The organism is Helicobacter saguini, from assembly GCF_000762875.2.
GTDB classification, from domain to species: domain Bacteria; phylum Campylobacterota; class Campylobacteria; order Campylobacterales; family Helicobacteraceae; genus Helicobacter_A; species Helicobacter_A saguini.
Genome location: NZ_JRMP02000013.1, coordinates 1 through 26,276, shown reverse-complemented (window position 1 = coordinate 26,276; position 26,276 = coordinate 1). Strand labels below are relative to the sequence as shown.

Here is a 26,276-nt window from a genome sequence, read left to right as displayed (position 1 = left end):
AAAATGCAAAATAAAAAAATAACAAGTGGCTTTGTAAGCGTGGTTGGGCGCACTAATGCTGGGAAATCTACGCTACTTAATGCACTCGCAAATATGCCCCTAGCCCTTGTCTCAAAAAAGGCGAATGCCACGCGTAAAAAAATGGATTTTATCCTGCCTTTTACTAACGAGCAGTTTGATAGTCAAATCATTTTCCTTGATACGCCCGGTTTCACAAAAGAGAGCTATACAAAGGAGATTTTAAAAAAAAACTTAATTGATAAATACATGCTTAAGGAGGCAAATAATGCGATTTTAGAATCTGATTTGAGCCTTTTTATTAGCGTGGCAAGTCTCAAAGAAAATGAGATGAAAAATTATGAAAGCTTTATTAAAAAATATCAAAAAAAGCATATTTTACTGCTAAATAAAATCGATAATGTAACTCACGCTGAACTTCTAAAAATACTAACTTTTTATGAAAAATACTCTAAAAATTATATCTCACTAATTCCACTAAGTGCGGTAAATATGAAAGAAAAGGACAAAAATTTACTACTTTTAGAAATCGCTAAAAATCTGCCAGAACATCCGCATTTTTATGATGAAGAAACCCTTAGCACCACGCTAATGCGCGATATTTATAAGGAGGCGATTAGAGAGTGCATTTATGAGTTTTTTAGCGATGAGATTCCATATAAGAGCGATGCGCGCGTGGTGAGCGTGGCTGAAAAGGCGAATGTGATTGTGATAAAGGCGCAAATTATTGTCGAAAAAGAGAGTCAAAAGGCGATAATTATCGGTCGCGGTGGCAAGGGCATTCGCGCTTTGGGGACTTTGGCGCGTAAAAAATGCGAACTTTTGAGTGAGAGCAAAGTCTTTTTAGAGCTAGAAGTCAAAGTGATACACGGCTGGAGCAAGGAAAAAGGCGGCTTAAAATACTTAGGGTATGAGATGGGGGAGTGAGATTCTAAACGAGATTAGAATCTATCCTAAAAGCACTAACCAAACTTTCTTAAAATACAAAAAATGTAGCGATTTGTTTTTAGAATGCGGAATTTTATAAAATATATGAATTTTAAGCTAGATTTAATAAAATAATAGGAATAATTCCTTGTAATTTAAATTATAAATTTAGTATTTTTGGAGTGGTTATGTTCTTATTTTTAAAAGATTCTAAGATTTTATTTGCTGGGCTTTTTGTGTTTAATTTAATGAATGCAGATTCTATCACGCAAGATAAAGATTCTATAGAATCTAATTTTGTGGATTCTAAAAAAGATTCTAAAGATTCTACCTTATCTCCTACCAACAACCCTTTTAGTGAAAATACAGAATCTAAAACCAAAAATATAAAAAACTATCGCCTAAATGCCGTAACGACAATATCAAATGATGCTAATAAAACATATCAAAGCAGTAGCGGCTTTATAAATCAACAAATGATTGAATCTAATCCAAGTGGAAATGGTGATATAGGCTCACTGCTTAGAATCTTACCAAACGTGCAGTATGATAATTCACAACTAAGAAGCACTACACCCGGAGAAATTGACCCTGCTAGAATCTCAATTAGCGGCGGACTGCATTATCAAAATAATTTTCAATTAGATGGTTTTAATATGAATAATGATTTAGACCCAGCAGGAGCTACATTTAATGGTGTAAATTCATGGATAAAACAGAGTGGAAATTCACAAGGCTTAGCAATAGATACTAGCCTTTTAGAATCTATAACTATACTAGATTCTAATGTGGGTGCTGCTTATGGTGGCTTTACAGGCGGCGTAATTGAGGCAAATACAAGACGTCCAACTAAAAAATTTGGTGCAAATATTAGCTATCAAATAACACAAGGAAACGTCACGCCAAATGCAATAAGTATGACAAATTATCATATTTATGGTGATGATTCTAACCTGCAAAGTTTTATTAATTCAAATTCAGAATCTAATCAGCCCATTTTTATAAAGCACTTAGTTAAAAGCAGTATAGAATCTAAAATCAGTGATAAATTTGGCTTTTTAGCAAGTTTCACAACAACGCAAAGCTTTATACCCTTATATACAAATCCAAGAAGCACTAATAACTCATCATTTATCTTACAAAGCTCTATTGATAATAAACAAACACAAAAGCGACAAATTTATAACTATTTTCTAAAAGGATTCTATGATATAAATGAAAATGTGCGAATGGAGCTAAGCTATATATACGCCCCACAAAGTAACTATTTTTTTATGACGGGTAGTAAAGATGATTGGTATAGCCTAGATTCTGGTGGGCAAACGATAGGATTAAAAACTATTTGGGATAATCCTTTGGGCGTTTTGACAAACACTCTATCTTATTCATATTTAGAATCTTCTAGCACAGCTCACGGATATAGCGCTACAAAATATTGGTATCCATCAGCTAGTAAAAATTGGGCTGGTATGTTTTCTGCATTTGTGCGTGAAGGGGGAAATATACCATATAACACGTCTCAACATACAATTAATAATAAGATTATCCAAGATTTTAAACCTTATGAAATATGGAAAAGCACTCATAGATTCCAAGTAGGATTAGATTTAGCATATCAATATGCTAATTACACACAGCAGCCTTTTGAAATGGCTTTAAATAATGGCAATTTAGTAGCAATAGAAAATGAAGCACAGCAAAAGCTATGCACTGATTTAAATTGGTGTGATACAAATCCTGTCCGCTATACACAAGCTAATGGAACAATAATAAATTGGCAATATGGACAATATATAAGAAAAAAAAGTATGTATAGCAAGGGAAATATTAATATAGATAATTTCATTGCTGCATTTTTCATAGAAGATAATATTTTATTTGACTTAGGAAAATTTGGCTCTTTTAATTTTCGCCCCGGACTTAGAGTAGAGTATGATACTTATATGAATAAAGTAACACTAGGTCATAGAATCTCACTAAATTATGAAGCCCCGTGGAATAAAAGCGAACTAGGCAAAAACTTTCAATCTCAACTTACCGCTGGGGTAAATAGATATTATGGTAGAAATATCTTTGCTTACGCATTAGCTGATGGTATAGCTAGATATGAAACAGGCCTTAGGAGAAATGGCGTGGGTGTAAGCTGGGATAGTGTATTAAATCAAAATAGAATCTGCCAACCTAGATTACGCGATGCAAATGGATTCTATCATTACCACTATCAAACAGGACAAAGAATAGAAGGCGAAGATTATGATAACTGCGTAACAAAATATACAAGCGATACTAAATTCACACAGCTAAAAGTGCCTTATGTAGATGAATATATGATAGGCTTTGCTCAAAGTGTGTATGATTTTAATATAGGTGCGAAATATATTTGTAGATTAGGCAGAGATGAAATTCGCAGAATCACAAATACCCTAGCAAATATCCCTAAAGATTCTAACTACGCAGATACATACTACATCTATACAAATGAGGGTAAATCCACCACCCACGTAATAACCCTAAGTGTTGAAAATAAAGAATTTATAGAATTTTTTGGGATAAAAAATCACTTTTTATTCGCATTTGACTGGACACAAGTGCGTAGAAATTACACAGATTACACCGACACGCTTTCAAACCCAGAACTTGCTAATCAATGGATAAGCTACAATGGAGAGCTTTTGCGTTATGCAGATAGACCAGCGGATAACTTTAATCGCCCCTATACAATAAGGCTAAATACCACGCATATATTTTCTATATGGAAAACTAAGATTTTGTGGAATAACTTTTTTCGCTTTCGCTCTAGCTACATAGCGATGGCTAGCACGCCTGCTAGCTATGGAGGAGTTGCTAATCGACCGCAACCTGATAAAGATTCTAATGGAAATTATGTCGATACATTTCGCCCATTTAATGTAAAGGGCGCTTTTACTTGGGATATGCGTTTTGGCTTTGAGATTAATGCGTATAAGGGCAATAGTTTGTATGTGAATGTGGATATTTATAACCTTTTAGATTCTAAAAATCTAGCCATTGCCTCGGCAAGTTATAGCCTAACTGCTGGGACTACTGCTACTCCCATATATGAAGTCGGCCGCCAATTCTGGCTAACCTTAGGATATAAATTTTAGATTCTATATTCTAATTCTTAAAATTTCTACGCTAAGATTCCACAAATTCACCAGAATATAAGCCAAAATGACAAACAAAATGCTATCACTACATTTTATACTTTACTGCATAATTACGATTAGTGTGGCGGTGTTAATCGCCTTGATTTTCACTGCGTGTAGTCCGCTAACTAAAATCGAGCATGATACTAAAACCACCTACACACCGCAATATAATGTCTTTGATAGTCCCATTGCTACACCTTATCAAAATGAGTTAAGAGAAGGAAAAGATGGCGCATTGATTATCGCTGATGGCACGTCCGCACTGCTTCATCGCCTTGCATTTATTCAAATGGCTCAAAAAAGCATTGATATTCAAACCTACATTTACAAAAATGAGCTTACTTCAAAGCTGCTGATACACGAGCTTTTGGAGGCTGCGAGCCGCGGTGTGAAAATTAGAATCTTAATTGATGATAATGGCATTACAAATGATTTATATGACCTGATTCAACTTGATAATCACCCAAATGTTGAAGTTAGAATCTTTAATCCTTACTTTTTTCGCTTTACGATATTAAGGGCGTTTGAAGCGCCCTTTGACTTTGCTCGTATTAACAAACGAATGCACAATAAGCTTTTTATTTTCGATGATACCGCACTAATCATGGGTGGGCGAAATATCGGCGATGAGTATTTTGATAATGCAAGTGTGAATTTTACTGATACTGACCTACTTTTTATCGGTAATATTACTAAGGATTCTAGGCTAAATTTTGAAGAGTTTTGGAACTATAATCGCAGCATCCCGCTATCTTTTTTCCCTAGTAAATCTAAGCTTAAAAAATATCATAAACGCACACTAAAAGAGCAGGCAAAGGCGTATAACATAAATGAAAAGCAGTGGCTAGAATACCGCGCTGATATAGAATCTTTTAAGGGCAAATACCTTAATAAAGAGCTAAAAATGAGCTTTGGCGAGGGCATTTTCCTAGCGGATTTACCGCAGAAAGTGGATATTAATAACGCAGATTCTAAGACGCTAATTTTGGACGCACTCTCATATTATTTGAATTATGCAAAAGATTCTATCATTATTTCATCTAGCTATCTTGTCCCGGGGAATGCGTCAATGGAGTTTTGGCAAGATTTCCTTAATCGTGGCGTAAAGATTCAGATTCTAACAAATTCGCTTGCTAGCATTGATGTAGTGCCGGTGTATTCGCACTGGGAGCACTATCGCGATAAACTCGCCAAAATGGGAATTGAAGTCTATGAATACACAAATCTTGATGTGAATAAAGCGAAACTAAAGGACAAGGCGAAGTTTTACAACACAAAAAAGGCGCGCGTGAGCCTGCATAGCAAAAGTATGATAATTGATGATAGCATTATCGCGGTAGGGAGTTTTAATCTTGACTATCGCAGCGCAATGCTAAATACTGAAAGTATCGTGTTTTTTAAGTCTAGCGATTTGGCAAGTGAATTGAAAAAAATAACGCAACATCAAATGGCAGAGTCTTATAGAATCTTGTATGATGCGACTTTGAAAAAGTGCGTATGGCAGCTTCGTATCGATGGAGATGAGCAAACCTTTACAAAGCCACCAAACACAAGCTTTTGGCTTCGCCTTTACAAAAACGCCGCGAAAATCCTGCCGGAGAAGTTGTTTTAAGTTATTCTATTGAATAATTCGTTACTAGATTCACTATTTTTAAGCTAAAATACTTTATCACTTAGATTTAAGGAGCAAGATATGGTAAAGCAGGTTAAGATTTTTGAGGCTAACTCGATAGAAAATTTAGAGCGAGAAATTAATAAATTTTGCGTTGATTTTTTCCCAGAGGAGATTTTTTCAATTAAGATTCTGCCACTTGAAAGCGAAGGCGCGTATTTTGCGTATATCACTTATCAAAAAGATGAGTATGAGGAAAGTTAGTTTTAAGAATTTGTAAAGGTTTAAAATGACAAATTATATAACGCGAGATGAGAGTGCGATGTATTATGAGTGCGGGTATAGTGCGGATAATGCGATACTTTTGCGGCTTAATGATGAGATAAAATTTATCACTGATGCTAGATATAGTGGGGAAGCTAGGGAGATTTGTTTAGATTCTAAAAGTTATGAAAATAGTAATATTTGTGATGATAAAATTATAGAATCTAATCCGCAAGATTGCAAAAATCATAATATTATAGAATCTAATATGCAAGATTCTAATTTAGTAGATTCTAAAAATATAGAATCTAAAAGTTCTAAAGATTCTAAATATCACAACATAGAATCTAAAAGCCACAAAAGTTCTAATATTCATAATAAAAGCGAAAGACAATTACAAAATTCAAAACATATTGAGATTATAGAATCTGGCGACTTGCTAAAAACTGCCATTGAGATTCTAACAAAACACCACATAAAAGCCCTGTGCTACGACCCCACAAGGATGAATGTAAGCGAGTTTCAAGCCCTGCAAAGTAGCGGCATTAACTTAGAATCTAGCCCAAATTTCACGCAAAAAATGCGAATTGTGAAAAGTGAGAATGAAATACAGATTCTAAAAGAAGCCCAGCGACTGAATCTAAAAGCGTTTGCAACCTTTGCGGACTTTCTAAATACAAGCGGCGTGGGCAAAAGCGAGAAATTTTTGCATTATAAAATCGCGGATATTTTGGGCGATTGTGGGCAGTTTCCGCTTAGTTTTGAGCCGATTGTTGGCATTAATGGCAATGCTGCAAAGCCGCACGCCCTGCCTAGTGGCGATATTTTGCAAAATGGCGATAGTATTTTGCTTGATTGTGGGCTAAAATACGAGCGATATTGTGCGGACTGCACGCGAAGTGGGGCGTTTATTTGTGGGAAGTTTGCCTTTAGCAAGGAGCAGGATTTTACGCGACTAGATTCTAAGATTTTAGGCGAAAATGCGCGCAAAATGAGCCAGAGTGAAAAGCAAAAAATTTATGATATTGTGCGGAAGGCGCAAGAGTTTGCGATTACGAATTTACGCGCTGGGATGAGTGGGAAAGAGATTGACGCGCTGGCTCGTAGCGTGATTGAAGAGGCAGGTTTTGGAGCGTATTTTGTGCATAGCACAGGGCATGGAATAGGGCTTGATATTCACGAGATGCCCTTTATTTCGCGGCGAAGCGAGAGTATAATCGAGGATGGGATGGTCTTTTCTATTGAGCCTGGGATTTATATTGAGGGTGTTTTTGGCATTAGAATCGAGGATTTGGTCGTGGTGAAAAATGGTCGCGCAGAGATTCTATAGAATCTAGAGTGGAAGTGTTGTAAGGTTTAAGAAAAAATGGAAAATAATGAATTAGTTGTGGTTAGTGCGTTTTATAAAATTGATTTAGATTCTAAAAATCCTAATTTTCATAAGGCAAAACGCACGATAGATACATATTTGCAGTATTTTTCTAGCATTGCTGGGCTTAAAAATAAGTTTATAATTTTTTGTGAAAATATGATGATTGCAAAAAAGATTCTAGAAATTCGCACAAATCATAATTTAGAATCTAAAACATTAATATTGTTAAAAAACTTAGAATCTTTTCAGCCAAATGATTATAAAAAAATTCAAATGTGCCATGAAAGCCATTATAAAACACATGAAAGCATTAATGCAAAATATGTATACCTTATGTATTTAAAAAGTTTTTTTGTGTTAGAAGCTTTAAATTATGCTAGCGATTTTATAGAATCTAGTGCGGGGGGGGGGGGGTAATATTATCAACCTAGATATAGAATCTAAAAAAGATTCTAAGAATATTACTAGAAATATTATGTGGCTTGATTTTGGATTTAATCATGGTAGAACACTTTTTTATCGTCCTAGCGATTTAGATTTTATAATGGCTGAGCAAATCGATTTAATTTCTCACACTAAGATGAATTTATTTATTTTAGGCTTAGATTATGACAAAATGATAGAAGCAGGTAAGGTTGAAAATGATAATTTTGAAGTGGCAATCGGCGGGATTTTATATGGTTCAAAAAGCTCATGGGAGCGTTTTAATATTTTAATGCAAGAATCTTTGCACCATTTTTTAGATTCTAATATTTTATGTGATGACCAAGCTTTGCAGGCGTGGTTAATTTCTAAATATCCGCAGGATTTTAATTTGCTTAGGATTGATTTATGGTTTTCTGCAATTTTTTATTTTATGCCAGAATCTAGGCGTAAAAATGTGCTTGTGACTTGGAATTCTAGTTTGCAAAAAAGTTTTAAACAAGAAAAAGTTATAGACGCTATATTGAAAGAAAAAGAGATTTTTAACGCACCAAGTAAAGCAAAAAGGCTTTATAGAAAATTAGAAAGAAGCATTAAAAGACGAATGAAAAATATTAGGATTTTATTTAGAAATATTATTAGAATATAACTACTACACAATTATAGAATGCTGCGATTTAAACGACTTATTGATAGATTCTAAATGCTAAAATCTTAAATATTTATTATATTATGTAACATAAAAAATTTTATTTGAAAGTGCAAAAAAGTAGATTCTAAAGAATTTATAGAATCTAGATTCTATAATTTTAGTTATATAAATAATCTACAAGTTTTTGTAATTCTATCTCTAGTAAATTATCATTAATTTCACTTGGTTTATCTTTTGTTACAACTCTTTTATAATCTATAACATAATATTTTAGCCCTGTTTTTTTAGCGATAAATTCTTTTATTTTATCTCGTTTTTTTGTATTTTCTATGCTTTCATTTGTGGGCTCTTTACCATAATGCCAGCCGCCGTGATATTCAATAATTGCAAAAGGTTTTGAGGTTTTTTGCTTAAAATCTTTTAGCACAAGCAAAAAATCGCAGTCAAAATTGCTAAAAGCTTTCCACGCATCATTTTCACTATTATCAACAATAAATCGCTTAAAACTAACCTGCGGCAAAATAATAAAATGTTTTTTTATGCTTTCACAAAATATCAATGCTTGATATATCTTAAACTCGTGGAATCCTAACAATTCTTTAGTAGCGATATTAGAATCTTGCAAAAGTGGTAAAATATAATCTAGGCTTTTTTCAAACTCTTTTTGTGCTTCTTGCTCAAGCCTTCTTAGCTCGGCGTTTTGGCGACCTTTTTGTTTTCTTTCTTGCTCTTGTTTTTTATAATCTAGAAATTTTGTTGCCAAGTCTTTATATTCCGCACTTAAGCTTTTGGAGTCATTCAACAACTTATTGTATTTTTTGACTAAATTATTATATTGAGTTGTTAGCTCACTATTTTTAGATTCTAAAGCATACATTTCTCTTTGCAAATTAGCGATAAGTTCGCTAGATTCTATAGAATCTTTTTTGCTAAAAATAGATTTTATTTTGCTTAACATTATGCGCTTTCCTTCGTTTCAATGCTTGGCATTTGCACGACTACGCTTTGGTTTGAGCAGGCTTTATAGACCATTACTAGCATTATTATTTCTACAATCGGCAGCATTATAAATCCTATCACAAAAAAGCACAGCACAATGCTAATGGTAAATAAAATCGTGTAGCCGAGTGCATATAAAAAGCTCTTTGCAAAGCTATATTTTGCTATCATCCACCACGCAAAAAACGCGCCCACCACGCTAAAGAAAAAGGCTAAAGCCAGTCCAACTAATCCACTTGAGCCGTTATCTACTTTGATATTTACTTGTTGTTCGCTCATTTTGTCTCCTTAAAATTGATTTAGATTCTATGGAATCTAGTTTTGAATTTCAAAAGCGTTATCTTATATTTTGTTTTTTTATATGTCAAGGGTTTTTGTAAAGTTTAGTGATAATTTTTATATGGCTTTAAAACATCGTTTTTATCGTGGTTTTTGTTTTTTAGATTCTATAATTTCTTAGAATCTAAGTTAAAATGGAAAAATTTTCATTTACTTTGTGCGTAAAAATGGGTGATAGGAAATTTAAAATTATAGAATCTAGATTCTATAGTTTATAAAATCTTAAGGCTATTGTGATAATATTTAGAATCTAGATTCTAAAAAAGGAGAAAAAATGGAATATGGAAAGAGATATAAAAGCCTTGCAAAGCCTGTGTATATCGATGATTTGGATGATTCGTGTATGCTAATTGACATTCGAGAGCAAGAAGAGGTGTGTGCGGCGCGCATTAAGGGTGTGCCAAATATCAAAGAGCCTTATGCGATTTATAACTTAGCCATTGATAACCCAGATAAAAAAATCGTGGTGCATTGCAAGGGTGGTGGGCGTGCATCTCGCATGGGGACTTTTTTGAAGCAAAAAGGTGTGGAAAACATATATTATTTCGATGATACATTCGCTAGATTCTATGATAAATTTGAAATCGTGGGCGAAGAGAGCGATTGCTTAAGATATTATGAATAGTTTGCTAGAGAGTTTGCAAAATTTTGGCAAGATAATGCAATATTTAATGTCGCAGATTCTAAACGTAAATATAGAATATATAGAATCCTATTTCTTACGAATATCACGAATAAGATTTCGTGGGTAGTGAAAGATTTTATTTCTAAAGTTAGAGATTTTATAACTATTTTGGGCTTTTTGATTGTAAATATATAACATTGCGGAGTTGCCACGGCGGAAGGCGTATTCATAATCTTGTGCAAATATAGAATCTAAAAAGTTATAAATTTTCTCCTCATAATAGCTAAATGGCTCAAAATTATCTAAAAATAAATCTTGGTGCAGCATTTCTAAATAAGCGTTTTTATCGTTATCTATACGTTTTACCTCATCTAAAAGTGAGTCTAAATTTGGGAAATTATGCGCATTTATAAACGCCTTTGGATTGATTTTATACTCAAAAAGATGTGGCGAGATTTTAGGGATACTCATATCGATTTTTTCACTTGGTATAACTTTATCGCTTTGTGGTTGCATAAAAGGTATATTTTTGCTATCTAAAGTTCTAGATTCTATAACTTTAGAATCTTGCAAGTTAGATTCCATATTACTAGATTCTATAATCTTAGAATCTTCTAAAGATAAAGATGTAGATTCCATAACTTGAGACGACGAATTACATCTCAATGAAGTATCCCCCCAATATATCGGCACACACCCATAGATGTAGGCTTCATACAGCTTCTCACTCAAATACCCCGGATAGCTCGCATTTTCAAAGCACAAATTAAACTTATAATCACGCAAAAACTCCATCTTGCTCCCCACACGTCGCCCAATATTATTATTCCACCCACCACCAGAATCCACCCTTTTATACTCACTTAGCTTGTGAAATGCAAGCGTGCGAAACAAGATTCTATGCCGCCCACCATTGCTAACCACGATGCTGCAGAACTTTTCACGCTCCTTTTTAAGCAACTCCGCGCGATTGACCCAGCGATAAATATGCGGGCGAAAAATCGTGTAAAACAGCGGCGCGCGCATATATCTATCGCCAAAATCCATAAAATCAAAGCCAATAGCATAATCAACCAAGTTAAAATCCACACGCAAACTCTCACCACTCAAAATAATCCGCACGCAATCATACTTCAAATACGCATCGCCATTGCAGTTACACATCACAAACTGCGGATTTTGCGGATCATAGATGATTTTATATTTTTCGCCCAAACGCTTCACATAATGAAAATCATAAAATTCTTTCTCATTACCAACAATATCTTCAGTGATAAACAGCCGAATTTCTTTCAAATCGTAGCCTTTAAAACATAAATAGTATTTTAAAATTAATTCTAAACTTTCCCTTCTTTTTGCAATGTGATAAAGAAAACTTCGTGGTCCATTTTTAAGTCAAGTAGGGTTTTTGCTAGCACTTTTTCGCTCTCAACCATATCGTGTTTTCCCTGCTCTTTTGCCTCTCGCTCGACATTTCGCAAGTCGCGATACACATTATCAATGAAAGGAATTGCAGCGCGATTTGGCTTCCTACGCACCGAATAATAGCCGATAATCTCGCCATTATGCCCGAAAGATGGCGTAATATTCGCATACACCCAATAAAAATAACCCTGCTTATTCTTATTTTTGACAAACGCATTAATCTCGCGTCCGCCCTTAATGCACTGCCACAAAATCTTAAAAATCACGCGCGGCATATCAGGATGTCGCACGATGTTGTGATTGCTCCCTAGCAGCTCATCCTCGCTAAACCCGCTAAATTGTATAAAATCAAAATTCGCATAAGTGATAAATCCGCGCAAATCCGTCTTTGTTGTAATCAAACTATCATCTTGCAGCAGCAGCTCATCGCCATTTTTCTCCATTTTCTCGCCCTTTTGTTTTAGAATCTTTTTAAGTTTATCAAATTTATTTAGCATTTTGCAAATTCAAATTATAACTAATTTTTGATTTTAAAATTTATTTTTTTATAGTGATGTTGTAATTTGTTTATTTTGATATATGATTCCTTTAAACAAACAAATAATATAATCTAATTTTTAATATTATGTTTTTTAGCATAAGATTCTATTTCATCTCTTAAGCTTTGAGGAAAATTATCTCTTTGTATTGCTGGGATTCTAGGGTCTAGTTTTTTATCTAGTTTCCCTTCTTTATATAATTCTTCAAGATGCTCTGGTGTGTAGTATGTAGGAGCATTTGGATAGCCTTGCCTTGGTGTTACTGCCATAACTTTTGCTTCTAAAAGCATCGTGTCCATACGTGTCAATGCTATATCTTCATATTTATCATTAGCTATATCTACATCATATCTCTCAAAATATGCAGTTTTCAATTTATATGCATCAAATGCTTCTCTTGTTTCTTTTGTGGAATCAGAATCTCTTGGATCTTTTAGACTACCATTTTGTACTAACTCTTCAAATTCGTCTAATTTATGACCTTTTCTGTCAGTAGAGTAATCATGCATAACATTCCAGTCTAACACCCAATCTACACCCATAATCTCATCAATATATGGTAACATACCAAATTTATCAGGTTTTAATGTTTCAGCTAATTTTTCTATTTTTTTTGCTCTAGCTTTATTTTTATGAACCCCTACTAGACCATATCCTGGTATATTATGTCCATATTCATATAATCCACCTAATAATCCCGGCTTTGATAAAATACTATCTCCACCTGTAAGTTGTATATGTAATATGTATGCTTGTATAAATCTAGCCGAAAAGCCTGTATATTCTTTAGGCCAAGCTTTTATATTGCCTAGCATCCCTTTTGATATGCCTATCTCATGCTTAATTAAATCTGATGGCCACTCATACTTATTCTCTATTTTGTTTATTTCATAATATATATTTTCATATTTTTCATTTATTAATTTACCATATTCATTTACATTTGCTATTGCATCTAGCGGTATATCCATGATTGCACTTCTTATGCCACTTCTTATCACTAGATATTTATATCTTTCTCTTTTTGTTTTTAAGGATTCAAAGTAAGCTTTTTCTTTTTTAGTCCATGGGGCTATTGCTCCTTTTGCTGGGTCTTTTAAATATATAGTTTGCCATGATTTAAAAGCATTTAAGGTAGAGCTTTGTCCTGTTACCTGCGATGGGTCTAAATAAATAGGTTTATAAGAATTTTTATAATCTTCCATAATATGCCATGCTTTAAACAAAGCTTGTGAATAAGCCTCTGTATAATCACCTGTTTCTTTTTTGTTTCTCTTAAAATATATCTTATTTGTTTTTTTATCTACATCCAATATTACACCATTTGGTGCATAAATTTCATAAGTATCGCTCATATTTACTCCTTAGTATAGAATTTATCCTATCCATAAACCATCCGACATAATTATATTTGTGATTAATCTGCCTATAATTTCTGGTGGTTTTTCTTTTTTTGCTGTCTTCTCACTATGATTTTTCTTTTTTAAATGATCACAAGACTCATCACCATCATCCACTCCATAATACATCGCTTTTATATTATTCTCTCCTATTGCATTTAATGCTCTCACCAATCTTCTAGCCTTATCTTTATCGGGTCTCCATTTATTATTTATATACGAATTGTTATAATAATATTCTGCATAGTCTGCTAATATACCTATGGCTTCATTATATAATAGTATCGGTGTGTCTCTTATAGTTTTTCCACTTTTTATATATTCTTGCTCAGCTTTTTCATCTTTTAATTTATATATGTTTGCTCTATTACCTAATTTTATGGTGTTTAAATTTTTATTAAAAAAGGTTATATCATCTAGGTCATTTATATCAGTATCTGTAAGTGCTGCTCTTTTTTTCTCTAATATTAGATAACTTAATAATCTTTTTAATGCAAGTATATGAGCATCTTCACTAGATTCTAATTCATAATGAAAGTTTAAATGACTATAAAAAACACCTGTATGCAATTTAATACCATAAAATAATTTTTTAAAATCAAAACTTATAAAACTATCATTAATTACAAATGGATATGTTACATAATCTTCTTTTATCACTGCATAAGGTGCATCATATTTATCTGTGTAAAAAGTATGTATGATATTATCATATTGTTTTTTTAAGGCTTCATAATTACTAGGAAATATATATTCTAATGTTATGGATACTCCAGCATCTATTAAGGCATACTTAAAATTATTTTTTATAGAATCTAAAACTTTTTTTATAGGTAGTTTTTTGGCTTCTTTTAAAATTATATCAAATTGATTTTTTCCTATTAAATGTTGTTGGTAAGTTTGATTTTGCGTTGCGTCATAATAAAAATAAATATTATCTATTAGCGTTTTGTCTATATCTTTTGTTTTTGTGTTTTTTAGATGTTTTTTTATAGAATCTTTTAGGGTTGATAGATTGAGTCTCTTTTCGTTTTCTAATTTTAATTTTATGCCTGTTATTATGGCTTCCTTTGCGGCAAAATGTGCTAATTGTTTTTTTGTTAAACGTAATTCAGCAATAGCTAATGCTCTTATATATTTTTTTGTATTTTCCTTTATTTTTGAGTTTGTAGTTTCATTAGATTTTTTAGAATCTATTAACACATAAGTTTTATCAGGTGATATTTGTTGTTTTATTAAATGAAATATACCTATTGTTTCTAATAAACTTTGCTCAAAACCTTGCGTGAAGTGTATAATCATATATTTTAATATTCGCTCCATACTTTGAATATAGTTAGAATCAAGCATAAAGTTGATAAAAGGACAAGCACTAGATAGTATTTTGCACACACTAACACTTATAACTTTTTGCACACTTTGCTTGTAAGAATCTTGTATATATCTTTCTCCATAATTTTCTATGATTTCTTTTTTTAAGCTTTCAGAATCTTGCATTTCTTTTTCTATATTATCAAAAAAAGATTCTATTTCTTTGTCATTATTTAAGTCTTTATTGGATTCTAAAATATCATAAATATTTTTTATTACATCAATAGCATTTTTTTTATATCCTATTAGAGCGTGAGATAACATATTTATTGAACAATCAGCATTATTAAATTTAATTATAATGTTTCTAGATTCAACAAATACTATTTCTATATTCAAAAAAAGTTTTTTGAGATGATATAAAGTTAATGCTATTTTTAGACAATCCATTAATGTGTAAAATTCGTATGTGTTTGACCTATATTTCATATTATTATTGCGAATACTTATATAATATACTTTTAAAGCATTTATGTATTCACGTGTCATTTCTATTTCTTTTTTTATAATGCTTTCTTTTTCTTCTTTTTGTTTAAAAAATTGTTTTATGTATTCATAATTTATGGCTTCATTTTTATATACTAAAACAGATTCTATTTTTTTATCAAAATAATTGTTTGTTAACATTGCCATTTCAGGTTCAAATTGTATAAGTTTTTCAGTCAATGATTTTTTAGAATATTTTTTAATATCGTCATATTTTTCTTTATAATATTCATATTTCTTTTTTGAAATTTTTACAAATACTGATAGTTGTAATATATACGGCTTATTATCACCATCTTCTAATGTTATAACATAATCACTAAAATTTCTTTTGGAATTATAGTTTTTATTGTTTTGATTGTATCTAAATGGATTTGGCTGTGTATATTTATTTTCAATATGATTGCTTAATATTTCTTGTGTTATCGTTTCTGTTAGTTTTGCATTATATTTAGTTGGGGCATTTGTTATGATTATATAATTTCTATTCATTGTTGTAGAGCTAGTAGTATTTTTATTGGCGATTAATTCTGCTAACACACTTGAATTAAAATGTGGACTTTGTATATATGATATATGATTAAATTTTGCAATGTCATATTTTAGTTTTTGTAAAATATCTTTGGTATATAATTTAGCATTATAAGATAAATTAATAACTTGAGAATCTTGCATAAAAAATTTATCTAAATCTATTTCATTTTCTAATGTAAATTTAAAAGCTAAATTAGATTCTATATTAGAATGGTTTTTACTAGACATAAGATTAAAACATGATAAATCTATTATTTCTTTTTTATCAACAATTAATGCAGAACTTAATAAGGTAGTATTTATATAAGTGATAAATACACCAAATTCGCTTACAAGTAATTTTGCTATAGGACTTAAAATTTTATGATATGCCTTATTCTCTAAATTATTATATTCATATAAAAATGAAGCTATACTGCCACCAACGCCTACTATGCCAAGTATGGCAGTATATGGATTAAATAAAAGTGTTATGTTTATGATAACATCAAAAATACATTTAATAAATAATTTATATTTTTCATTATCTCTACTTTCTATAAGTTGTCTTACAAACATAATAAAATCATCAAAAAAAGATTCAAAACTATCTTTTAAATTTAGTTTTATTATGTTATCAAACATCCTAGATTCTATAATTAAATTAATATTCTTGATAATTTCTTGTTTAATATCTTTAAAATTATCAATATGTAATTTATTAATGTTTATGGATTCCAATAAATTATTTAAGGTTTTAATATCTTTATTGTTGCTTATTTTTTCAAAGCCTTGTATAAATTTTATAATAGAATTATCAATATTACAATATGACTGAATGTTAATATATTTCCTACTGCTTGGTGCAAAATCAAGCAATTTATCCTTAAAAGATTCCAAATATTGTATAGTTATCTGTTTATTTAAATCTTTTAGATTTATATCGTAATTTATTACATTAAAAGTATATATTGTTACTTTAATATTTGAATCTTTTTGCACTAAATTAAATAAAGAATACATAATATATTTAAATATATTTGAATAAATCGAATCGCCAAAATGCCTTAAAGATTGATAAAAAGCATAAAAATTTGGACAAATAAAATCAATTGTGGTGTTTTGATGATTGTTTTTTTGTGTAGCTAATCTTAAAGTTTTATTAACTTCTTGTAATAATGCTTTTGTGTCTGTTATTACCATAATTGCATCCCAAATTATAGAATCTATATTGATTGTAATATTGTGCTGTGTAGATTCTATTTAATAATCTTGTTGCACTTCTGTATATACATTTGTTAGCCCAAAATATTGTAATGCACTCATAATATCAATAAAACCTTGCACGTTTGCATCTTTATCTGCCTTGATAATCACACTTATATCACTTTCCAAACTTCGCAAATAGCCATACATTGCAATTTTATCAACCTGCTGCGAATTAATATAAATATCTCCATCTTTATCTAGTGCGATATTTATTTGCTTAGAATCTAGACTGCTTTGCGTTTCTTCATCAACTTTTGGAATCTGAATTGGCAGTTGTGAACTAACACTAAAAGACGCACTAACTAGCACAATCACAAGTAGCACAAGCATAATATCAATAAAAGGCACAAGATTTAATGAATCTATTTTTTTCATTTATTTAACTTTTTGAGATTTATTTTTTGCATAAGCACATTAGATTCTATAACGCATGTCCTATTTCGCTTTGATTACGCCCACGACTGCATTTGAGGGTTTGTCAATAATTTTTACGCCCTGTTTCTCTGGCAAGTCGCGAACTAAAATTGTGTGTCCCACATCTAAAGGGCTCACATCCAAATCATACTCATTTGGCAGATTTGCCGCATCGCATTTCACACTAATTCGCTTGCACGAAAACACTAGCACGCCCTTATTTTTTAGCCCGACAGGCACGCCATGCACTTTCACAGGCACTTTATATTTTGCTACCACGCCCTTTTTGGCAAACATCATATCCACATGCAAAATATCGCTACTTACAGGGTCTTTTTGATACTCCTGCACGACCACATCATAAGTCTTTTCACCCACTTTCACAGGGAAAATAAGGCTAGTTTTGCTTCTCATAAACTTAATAAAATCATTGCGTTTAAACGCGCAATGAATATTTGCCTCGCCTTTCCCATAGATATTTGCGATTAGATAACCATCTCGCTTTAACGCTTTTGCGTTGCTTTTGCTAATACTATCTCTAATCTTACCTTCAAGCATTTTCGCTCCTTTTTTGAAATTATTTTTGGAAATTAAAAAGCTAAAATTATAGCATATTTTTACATAGAATCTTACGTATAAATTACAAAAAATTTTAGCTATAATACGAGTTTTAATTTTAAGATTCTATAATTTTAGGGCAATAAATGGCAGATATTTACGGCGAGATTGACAAAAAGCAACCAAAGGCAAAAAGCAGCAGTGGCTTTTTTAAGACCTTTCAAATCCTTTTTTACTTTTTTCTAACAATCGGCGTTGTAATCGCTGGAATCTTAGGCTACTACGGCTTTCAGCTATATAAAGAGCTAGCCCCACAAGCACAAAAAATGATAAATTACCACCCAAATGAAATAACCCAAGTCTTTGATTCTAAAGGGCGTTTGGTCGCAAACTTATTTGACGAAGAATACAGATTCTATGTAACCTATGATGAAATCCCAGGGCGCGTTATAGAGGCACTCTTAGCCGTGGAAGATACGATGTTTTTTGAGCATGATGGGGTAAATCTTGATGCAATTGTTAGGGCTATGTTTAAAAATCTAGTTAATATGCGTTTTATGGAGGGAGGCTCTACGCTTACCCAACAGCTAGTCAAAAATATGCTACTTACAAGTGATAAGACGCTTGATAGAAAGGTAAAGGAGTTTTTGCTATCTATTCGCGCCGAGCAGGTTTTGACAAAAGAGCAGATTTTGGAGCGTTACCTAAACTACGTCTTTTTAGGGCATGGATATTATGGAATAAAGACTGCCGCACTTGGCTATTTTAATAAGCCTTTGAGTGAGCTTACACTTAAAGAGACCGCTATGCTAGTTGGCATTCCAAAGTCGCCGAAGAAATACGACCCCACGCGTAATCCAAAGTTTTCAATGAACCGCGCAAATGCGATATTAAAACGAATGTATGACTTAGGCTGGATAAGTCAGGGCGAGTTTCAGCATAGCATAAAAGAGACGCCAAAAATCTATAATCAAACGCTAACGCAAAATAAAGCGCCTTATGTGGTAGATGAAGCCTTGCGTGAGTTAGAATCTATCAAAGATTTAAAAAGCGGCGGATATAAAATCTATCTAACAATCGACTTAGATTACCAAGATATAGCACAACAGGCGTTTGAAAAAGGCTATGAAAATATCGTGTATAGAATCTTAGAGCGAAGCGGTATGAAGCGAAGTCAAATCACAGCTGATGAGCTAAAAAACTATCATAAATATGATACGACTTTAAATGGCGCTATGGTGGTGACAAATCCGCACACAGGCGAGGTTTTAGCGATGATAGGGGGCATTGATTACGCACAGAGTAATTTTAATCGCGCCACACAGGCAAATAGGCAGTTTGGCAGCACCGTAAAGCCCTTTATTTATCAACTTGCATTCAATAAAGGCTACTCGCCGGCTGAAATCGTTATTGACTCGCCAAAAAGGCTAGGCAAATGGGTCCCGGGCAATGACACCAAAAAATATCTAGGACCTGTTACAATGCAGACTGCATTAAAAAAATCGCTAAATATCCCAGCGATTGATACAGCGTTGAAAGTAGGTGAAAGCTCGCTATATAGCGGACTTCGCGAGTTAGGCTTTGAGAATTTCCCAAATGATTTAACGGTGGTTTTAGGAAGTCTCTCAATTAGCCCTATGAAAGCGGCGCAAGAATACAGCCTTTTTAGCAACTATGGCGTGATTGTAAAGCCCTATGTAGTCGCTAGAATCATCACTCCGCAAGGTGAAATCCGCGACTATCAAACAAGCCAAACAACGATAACCACGCCACAACAAGCCTTTTTGGTTACATCAATCCTGCGAGAAGTCGTAAATAGCGGCACAGGACATCGCGCCCGAGTAAATGGAATCCAAATCGCAGGGAAAACAGGCACATCAAATATGAACCGAGACGCGTGGTTTTGCGGCTTTACGCCAGACTTAGAAGCAATCGTGTGGTATGGCAGAGATGACAACACATCAATCGGTGGAAACGCGTATGGCGGAAATGTCGCCGCACCGGTATTTGCGGACTTTATACAACGCGCTTTAGCATTAAATCCAGGGATGCAACGCAATTTTAGGACGCCAAGTGGCGTATATACACAAAATGTGCGAGGCGAGACGATTTACTACACAGACGCATCACGCATAAATTACGAGCAGCTAAACGAGACCGAACGCCTAGAGGAAGCCGACAACCCGATGTTTTAGATTCTATAGAATCTAACTTTACCTAACAAACCTAAACCCAGCACCAATGCGATGTCCAAAGCTATTATACTCATACAAATAGTCGTTATTACCGATAAAATACTGAATGTAAAGCCCAACATATTGCGAGTATTTATATGTGTAGCTAAGACGTAAATTACCTCTAAAAAAAGCCTTTTTACGAACGATATTACTAAAAGTAATATCTGCTAAATGATTACCATAACGCATATATATTTTCAAATCAAGCCCAGCGATATACTTGTAAATATCCGGATTTTCCTCATAATGCCGCACAGGAAAGCCGCTCTCCACATCCACGCCCCAGTGCTTACTCTGCCAAATCGCCTTAATAGTCCATCTATCACTCCCGCGACTTCGCTCGCCCACCTCGCCATTACTAATATGCCGCCAGCCAGTGGTAATCTCAGTTAGCGCGCCACCCCAAAACTGAATATTCATAGGATAAGTATAAAGGATTTCAGGCTGGAAATCATTGTCACGCACGGGGCTGCTCGCACTCTCATTAAAGAGCTGAAAAAAGAAAGTGTCCGTTAGCGCGACATACAAAATCCCACCGCTTTTAAAGATATTTCGCACCATTGGCACGCGAAAGCTAATTTGGATTTTCGCCTCATTTCGCCAGTAATTTGACTGATACATCGGCGTGAAATTATACAAATAAATCATATAAGTATCACGCCACTCTTCAAGCGGTAGCTTTGAGAGCTTATTTAGCGGCGTGGGCGCGGCTGGAATATCCTGTGCGTTTAGATAGCCATCGTGGTAGAGTTCTTCTTTTTTTTCTTTATTAAGCAGGGGGAACATAGGCTCGGTTTGTTTGGGCTTTTTTGGCTTTTTTTGTTTTTTAGGTTTAGATTCTATGTTTTGTGTTGTTTTTATAGAATCTTGTGTGTTTTGAGATTCTGTGTTTTGCGTGATTTTTATGGAATCTTGATTGTTAGATTCTGTGTTTTCTTTGGAATCCGTTTTGGAATCTTTAGTGTTTTTAGATTCTGTGGTTTCTTTGGAATCTTTGGGGTTAGATTCTATGTTGTTTTTGGAATCCGTTTTGGAATCTTTAGTGTTTTTAGATTCTATACTTTCTTTAGAATCTTTAGGGTTTTTAGATTCTATATTTTGTGCTATTTTTATGGAATCTTGAGCGTTAGATTCTGTATTTGTGGAATCTTTTTGTGGATTAGATTCTATATTTTCTTTTGGATTTATTAAATCTTGACTTTTAGAGTTTTGAGCTAATTTTATAGAATCTATATTGTGCATAAAATTTGTAGAATCCTTAGCATTTTGCAAACTAGATTCTATATTTTTATATTGAAAATCTTGCAAATTGTGATTTATAGAATCTTTAGAATCTTTCGTATTTTGCGACTTAGATTCTATATTTTTGGGCGATTTTATAGAATTTTTTTGCACATCTATCATTTTTATAGAATCTTGCGAATTAGATTCTATATTTTTATTTTCCGCTAAACTTATAGAATCTTTTTTTAAACTAGATTCTATATTTTCTTTAGAATCTTTTGTGATTTCGGCTAATCTTATAGAATCTTCATTATTAGATTTCATATTTTTGGACGTTTGTTTAGAATCTTGCAAGTTAGATTCTATACTTTTCTTAGAATCTTCGCCAAATAAAAACGACCCACACAACGCAAAAAACACAAAAAAGATTCTATTAACAAAAGCCATAAAAGCCTCCATTTTAAAAAGCCACAAGCCAAAAATACATTCCTAAAAACACCCAAAATAAAAAATGTATTTTACAAAATCTTTCCGCATTTTTACATAATTTTACAATTTTTAAAATCTAGTTTTAGATTATCTTACCCAAAGTGGCCATCTAGTTTGCGTTTGGCAAGTAGGTGAAAATGCAGGTGTGGGACTTCTTGTCCGCCGTCTTTGCCGATGTTTGTGATTAGCCGATAGCCGCTTTCTTTCACGCCTAGTTTTTCGGCGACTTGCAGGATAAATTCGCCCATTTCGCCCATCATTTTCGCATTAATTCCATTAAAATCTTTCACATATTTTTTTGGGATTATTAGCACATGCACTGGCGCCTTTGGATTGATGTCCTTAAATGCCAAAAAGTTCTCATTTTCTAGCACAATATCTGCTGGAATTTCCCTATCGACTATCTTTTCAAATATGCCTTTTTCTGCTTTTTCACTCATATTTATTCCTTTATAACTTTATAAGATTTGATATTTTATCAAAAAAGTGCAAAATACAAAATTTAGATTCTAACACAAATTATCTTTTTATTAACTCCCTAAAATATTCTATCGTTTTTTGTAAGCCCTCTTTTAGCTGTATTTTTGGTTGCCATTTTAGCTCGTTTTTTGCCAATGTTATGTCTGGTTGGCGTTGTTTTGGGTCATCTTGCGGCAAGGGTAAAAACACGATTTTTGACTTAGATTCTGTCATTTCTAGCACTAAGTTTGCAAGTTCAAGCATACTAAACTCGTGCGGATTGCCGATATTCACAGGTCCTGCAAAGCTATCAGCCGAATCCATTAACGCCAACATCCCATTAATCAAATCATCCACATAGCAAAAACTGCGTGTCTGGCTGCCATCGCCATATATCGTAATGTCCTTGCCCTGCAGTGCTTGAATGATAAAATTGCTCACCACACGCCCATCATTTGGGTGCATTCGCGGACCATAAGTGTTGAAAATCCGCATAACTTTTATGGCGACATTATGCTGGCGTTTGTAGTCAAAAAACAGCGTCTCAGCGCACCTTTTACCCTCATCATAGCACACGCGAATGCCGATGGGATTGACGCTGCCCTTGTAGCTTTCAGTTTGCGGGTGGATTTCAGGGTCGCCATAGACCTCGCTTGTGCTTGCCTGCAGGATTTTCGCCTTTGTGCGTTTGGCAAGTCCTAGCATATTTATCGCGCCCATGACGGATGTTTTGGTCGTTTGCACGGGGTCAAACTGATAGTGGATAGGGCTAGCAGGGCAGGCGAGATTGTAGATTTCATTAACCTCGACATAGAGTGGGAAAGTCACATCGTGCCGCATAAACTCAAATCGCGGATGACTTAGCAAATGCTCGATATTTTGCTTAGTGCCAGTGAAAAGATTATCCACGCAAAGCACTTCGTTTCCACGTTCAATCAGTCTATCGCACAAATGTGAGCCAAGAAAGCCCGCCCCACCGGTAACTAGGACTTTTTTGTTTATCATTTTTTGCTCCTTTAGATTCTATGAAAGTTTTAATTATAGCTTTAAAATGTTATGGAATCTAAATTTGGAAAGTGATTAAAATTGCTCCTTTTGTCTGTATAATTGTAGGATTTTTGTCAAATTCTTTTGCTAGATTTATTAATTGTTTGTCTTGCTCGTTCCAATAGTGACTCGCAAAAAATGTGATTTTTGTTTTAGAATCTTTTCTTTTAAGATTCATAATTTTACCCTTTAAAGATTCTAAATCTCTTGGAATATCATCGATTTTCACGCCAAAAGTTTCATAATTAAAGCTAGTTTTATCGACGTAAAAATAATAAGACATGGCTGCGGTGGATGGATTATACACATATATTTTAGAATCTTTGTCGATTAATTTAATTAATTCGTGTGTTTGTTGGAAATAATATTCTTTGTTTATTACATATTTTGTGATTTTTTGAGCTGTAAAACACATTAAAATTAGCAATGAAAAATTGCATAAAAAACGCAAGATTCTAAACTGATAAAAACATAACGCACCATAGGTTATTAAAATAAAAAAAACAACGCTCATATACAAGGAAAGTCGCCCACCTATCAATCCCCAATGACCAAATGGATAGATTCTTAAAAGTGAAAGTGCAATATAAACGCATAAAATCATACTAAATGCGATAAACAAATCTCGTTTTTTAACATACAAAAATGCAAGTCCTAAAGGCAAAAAGAACGCAAAATATTTTACGCCACTTACACCAAATATGCTAAAACCCTCATAAACACCAATTAAATTTGTGCGGATAAACTCAGGATATTCGCTTAAGTTTCGTGGTAAAAAATATTTCGCCCAGTAATTATAGAAATGCTCTCCTGCTTGATAGCGGATATAAAGTAGGTAATAAGCGACTACAAATATGCCTAAAATGGCGATGTAAAGGGCGTTTTGTTTGAAAAAATTTAAAACGTTTTTGGTGTGATTAATAGGGCGGTGGGTGGGCGATAGGTTGTTAGATTCTATAGAATCTAGATTTTGTGAATTTTTAGAATCTGTTTGAAAATCTTGTAAATTAGATTCTGTAATATCGTTATTTAGGGCATTTTGCTTGGAAGTTACAAATGTTACATCCATAGAATCTTTTGACGTAACATTTGTTACATCCTTAGAATTTTGCAAATTAGATTCTATAAAAAGGTTAGAATCTTGCTTGAAATTCGCTTGAAAAATAGCGCGATAAAGATAGCCAAAGCCCAATCCAAAGGCGATAAAAAGGCTCGTGTAAGAAAAAAGAGAGCAGAAAATCGTAGCAATTATAAAGCTCTTAAAACTTTTATTTGCAAGGAAAAGATAGACTAGCAAAAACGCAGCAGCAGCCTCACCCTCATATTGCTTAAACTCAGCCGCATAATACAAAAGCCCTAAACTACCGCAAGTAAGCGTAATAAAAAATGCGGGAAAAAAGCTAGATTTTATAGAATCTAAAAACGCAATTTTATAAGTCAAAAACAACACCAAAAGTCCGCTAATAAAGGGCAGAAAATAAAGCGAATATTCATTGTAATTAAATGGTGCGCCGATAATTTTGCTAAGAACTAAAAAGCCCACAGGCGCGGCTTGTCCATTTGGCAGGGCTTTCAAAAACATATCACTCCACGCCAAGCCATACATTGAATAGCTAAGACTTGCCTCATCTAGCCATAAATCTTTGTGGTTGATATATTCGTAGAATCTCGCAAATACCGCTACTAGAAGCAAGGCGATGGCTAGATTTTTTAGGTTTAAGATTCTATAAATTTTGCTTTTTTGCGTGTTTTTGCTTTCGTTAAAGGCGATTTTTGCTAGGAAAAATAGGGCAATTCCTGTTAGGTAATATTGCAAAAGTTTTAGCAGAAAGCTTAGTTTAAAATGGGTTTTGTAAGTGATTTGCGTTGGCGGTGTGGCGTTGCTTGGCATTGTGAAAGTTATAAAATTTTGGTTATTTGGGTGGATAAAATTATATATTTGGTAGTTTTCAAATTTGTTAGATTCTATGGGCGTTTGATTAGAATCTTTTTCTAAAGTAGGGTGGTGGGCGGGCGATAGGTTATTAGATTCTATAGAATCTAGATTCTGTAAATTTTTAGAATCTGCTTGTATCTTTTTTATAGAATCTTTTGAAACTATTTTAGAATTTTGTGAGTTAGATTCTGTATTTTCTAAAGAAACTTTGTTTTCTAAAGAAACTGCGTTGTGTTTAGAATCTTGGGTAATGGTATTCCCCCCTCCCTTGCGGAGGGGGGCTAGGGGGGTGGGTATATTGACGTTGTTAGAATCTAGATTCACTAATTTTATGGAATCTTTTTTATTTTCTACGTTTTTTGTTTCGCTTCGAGAATTGACAAACTCGCTTGATTCTTTAATATTATTTGATAATTCTTTACTTATTGAATCTACACGTTCGCAAGGGGGGACAAGGGGGGCTTGAATTGCGAAGTCGCTCCCCCTTATCCCCCCTTGCAACCCCCCA

The 26,276-nt window shown here is 33.3% G+C and carries 21 protein-coding genes; 9 read left to right on the top strand and 12 right to left on the bottom strand.

The features are described from left to right. The first annotated feature begins 3 nt into the window (after positions 1–3). From era to LS64_RS13665, 7 genes are all read left to right on the top strand, one after another. Positions 4–945, top strand: a complete 942-nt coding sequence (era, locus tag LS64_RS08340; protein WP_034572736.1) for a GTPase Era — start codon at positions 4–6, stop codon at positions 943–945. Positions 946–1,133: 188 nt separating this feature from the next. Next, the gene (locus LS64_RS08335) at positions 1,134–4,070 is read left to right on the top strand and encodes a TonB-dependent receptor plug domain-containing protein (RefSeq protein WP_052062567.1); all 2,937 of its coding nucleotides are present in this window, start codon (positions 1,134–1,136) and stop codon (positions 4,068–4,070) included. 79 nt (positions 4,071–4,149) lie between these two features. Further along, positions 4,150–5,727 carry a phospholipase D family protein gene (locus LS64_RS08330; protein WP_064773727.1) on the top strand — a complete coding sequence of 526 codons (1,578 nt, stop codon included), beginning with the start codon at positions 4,150–4,152 and terminating at the stop codon, positions 5,725–5,727. A gap of 81 nt (positions 5,728–5,808) precedes the next feature. Continuing rightward, on the top strand, positions 5,809–5,991 hold the full coding sequence (locus LS64_RS08325; RefSeq protein WP_034572739.1) for a hypothetical protein: 183 nt from the start codon (positions 5,809–5,811) through the stop codon (positions 5,989–5,991). A gap of 25 nt (positions 5,992–6,016) precedes the next feature. Next, a complete protein-coding gene (locus tag LS64_RS08320) occupies positions 6,017–7,321 on the top strand; it encodes a M24 family metallopeptidase (RefSeq protein ID WP_034572742.1) in 1,305 nt (434 codons plus the stop codon). Positions 7,322–7,357: 36 nt separating this feature from the next. Then, positions 7,358–7,780, top strand: a complete 423-nt coding sequence (locus LS64_RS13670; RefSeq protein WP_118988410.1) for a WlaTC/HtrL family glycosyltransferase — start codon at positions 7,358–7,360, stop codon at positions 7,778–7,780. Beyond that, the gene (locus tag LS64_RS13665; RefSeq protein WP_118988409.1) at positions 7,761–8,435 is read left to right on the top strand and encodes a WlaTC/HtrL family glycosyltransferase; all 675 of its coding nucleotides are present in this window, start codon (positions 7,761–7,763) and stop codon (positions 8,433–8,435) included. The genes LS64_RS13670 and LS64_RS13665 overlap by 20 nt, the downstream gene beginning before the upstream one ends. 160 nt (positions 8,436–8,595) lie before the next feature. Here LS64_RS13665 and LS64_RS08305 read toward each other — a convergent pair whose 3' ends face one another. Then, positions 8,596–9,396, bottom strand: a complete 801-nt coding sequence (locus LS64_RS08305) for a DUF2726 domain-containing protein (protein WP_034573494.1) — start codon at positions 9,394–9,396, stop codon at positions 8,596–8,598. After that, positions 9,396–9,716 (bottom strand): hypothetical protein, encoded by a 321-nt coding sequence (locus LS64_RS08300; RefSeq protein WP_034573489.1) that lies wholly within the window; start codon positions 9,714–9,716, stop codon positions 9,396–9,398. The genes LS64_RS08305 and LS64_RS08300 overlap by 1 nt, the downstream gene beginning before the upstream one ends. Before the next feature lie 334 nt (positions 9,717–10,050). Between LS64_RS08300 and LS64_RS08295 the strand changes: the two genes are divergently transcribed. After that, the gene (locus tag LS64_RS08295) at positions 10,051–10,401 is read left to right on the top strand and encodes a rhodanese-like domain-containing protein (protein WP_034573486.1); all 351 of its coding nucleotides are present in this window, start codon (positions 10,051–10,053) and stop codon (positions 10,399–10,401) included. 87 nt (positions 10,402–10,488) lie between these two features. On the opposite strand, the gene LS64_RS08290 is transcribed toward LS64_RS08295, so the two are convergent. The 6 genes from LS64_RS08290 to LS64_RS08265 form a co-directional block, all read right to left on the bottom strand. After that, a complete protein-coding gene (locus tag LS64_RS08290; RefSeq protein ID WP_034573483.1) occupies positions 10,489–11,697 on the bottom strand; it encodes a glycosyltransferase family 10 domain-containing protein in 1,209 nt (402 codons plus the stop codon). A 41-nt stretch (positions 11,698–11,738) separates the two neighbouring features. Beyond that, entirely contained in the window at positions 11,739–12,269 is a 531-nt protein-coding gene (locus LS64_RS08285) for a PAS domain-containing protein (protein WP_034573480.1), read from the bottom strand. Positions 12,270–12,436: 167 nt separating this feature from the next. Next, a complete protein-coding gene (locus LS64_RS08280; RefSeq protein WP_034573477.1) occupies positions 12,437–13,720 on the bottom strand; it encodes a hypothetical protein in 1,284 nt (427 codons plus the stop codon). A 21-nt stretch (positions 13,721–13,741) separates the two neighbouring features. Next, a complete protein-coding gene (locus LS64_RS08275) occupies positions 13,742–17,338 on the bottom strand; it encodes a hypothetical protein (RefSeq protein WP_034573475.1) in 3,597 nt (1,198 codons plus the stop codon). 60 nt (positions 17,339–17,398) lie between these two features. Beyond that, complete coding sequence (locus tag LS64_RS08270; protein WP_034573473.1) at positions 17,399–17,779, bottom strand: ExbD/TolR family protein; 381 nt, start codon at positions 17,777–17,779, stop codon at positions 17,399–17,401. 60 nt (positions 17,780–17,839) lie between these two features. Beyond that, positions 17,840–18,376, bottom strand: a complete 537-nt coding sequence (locus LS64_RS08265) for a 50S ribosomal protein L25/general stress protein Ctc (protein WP_034573471.1) — start codon at positions 18,374–18,376, stop codon at positions 17,840–17,842. Positions 18,377–18,522: 146 nt separating this feature from the next. Here LS64_RS08265 and LS64_RS08260 point away from each other — a divergent pair, with 146 nt between their 5' ends. Then, positions 18,523–20,571: a transglycosylase domain-containing protein gene (locus LS64_RS08260; RefSeq protein WP_052062666.1), complete on the top strand. Its 2,049-nt coding sequence runs from the start codon at positions 18,523–18,525 to the stop codon at positions 20,569–20,571. Between the two features lie 18 nt (positions 20,572–20,589). On the opposite strand, the gene LS64_RS08255 is transcribed toward LS64_RS08260, so the two are convergent. From LS64_RS08255 to LS64_RS12465, 4 genes are all read right to left on the bottom strand, one after another. After that, positions 20,590–22,284, bottom strand: coding sequence for a phospholipase A (locus LS64_RS08255; RefSeq protein WP_034573468.1), 1,695 nt, complete (start codon positions 22,282–22,284; stop codon positions 20,590–20,592). A gap of 134 nt (positions 22,285–22,418) precedes the next feature. Then, on the bottom strand, positions 22,419–22,766 hold the full coding sequence (locus LS64_RS08250) for a histidine triad nucleotide-binding protein (RefSeq protein ID WP_034573466.1): 348 nt from the start codon (positions 22,764–22,766) through the stop codon (positions 22,419–22,421). Positions 22,767–22,845: 79 nt separating this feature from the next. Continuing rightward, positions 22,846–23,790 carry a UDP-glucuronic acid decarboxylase family protein gene (locus LS64_RS08245; RefSeq protein WP_034573463.1) on the bottom strand — a complete coding sequence of 315 codons (945 nt, stop codon included), beginning with the start codon at positions 23,788–23,790 and terminating at the stop codon, positions 22,846–22,848. Positions 23,791–23,848: 58 nt separating this feature from the next. Further along, a partial coding sequence (locus LS64_RS12465; RefSeq protein WP_202978605.1) for a hypothetical protein occupies positions 23,849–26,276 on the bottom strand: 2,428 nt, incomplete at its 5' end.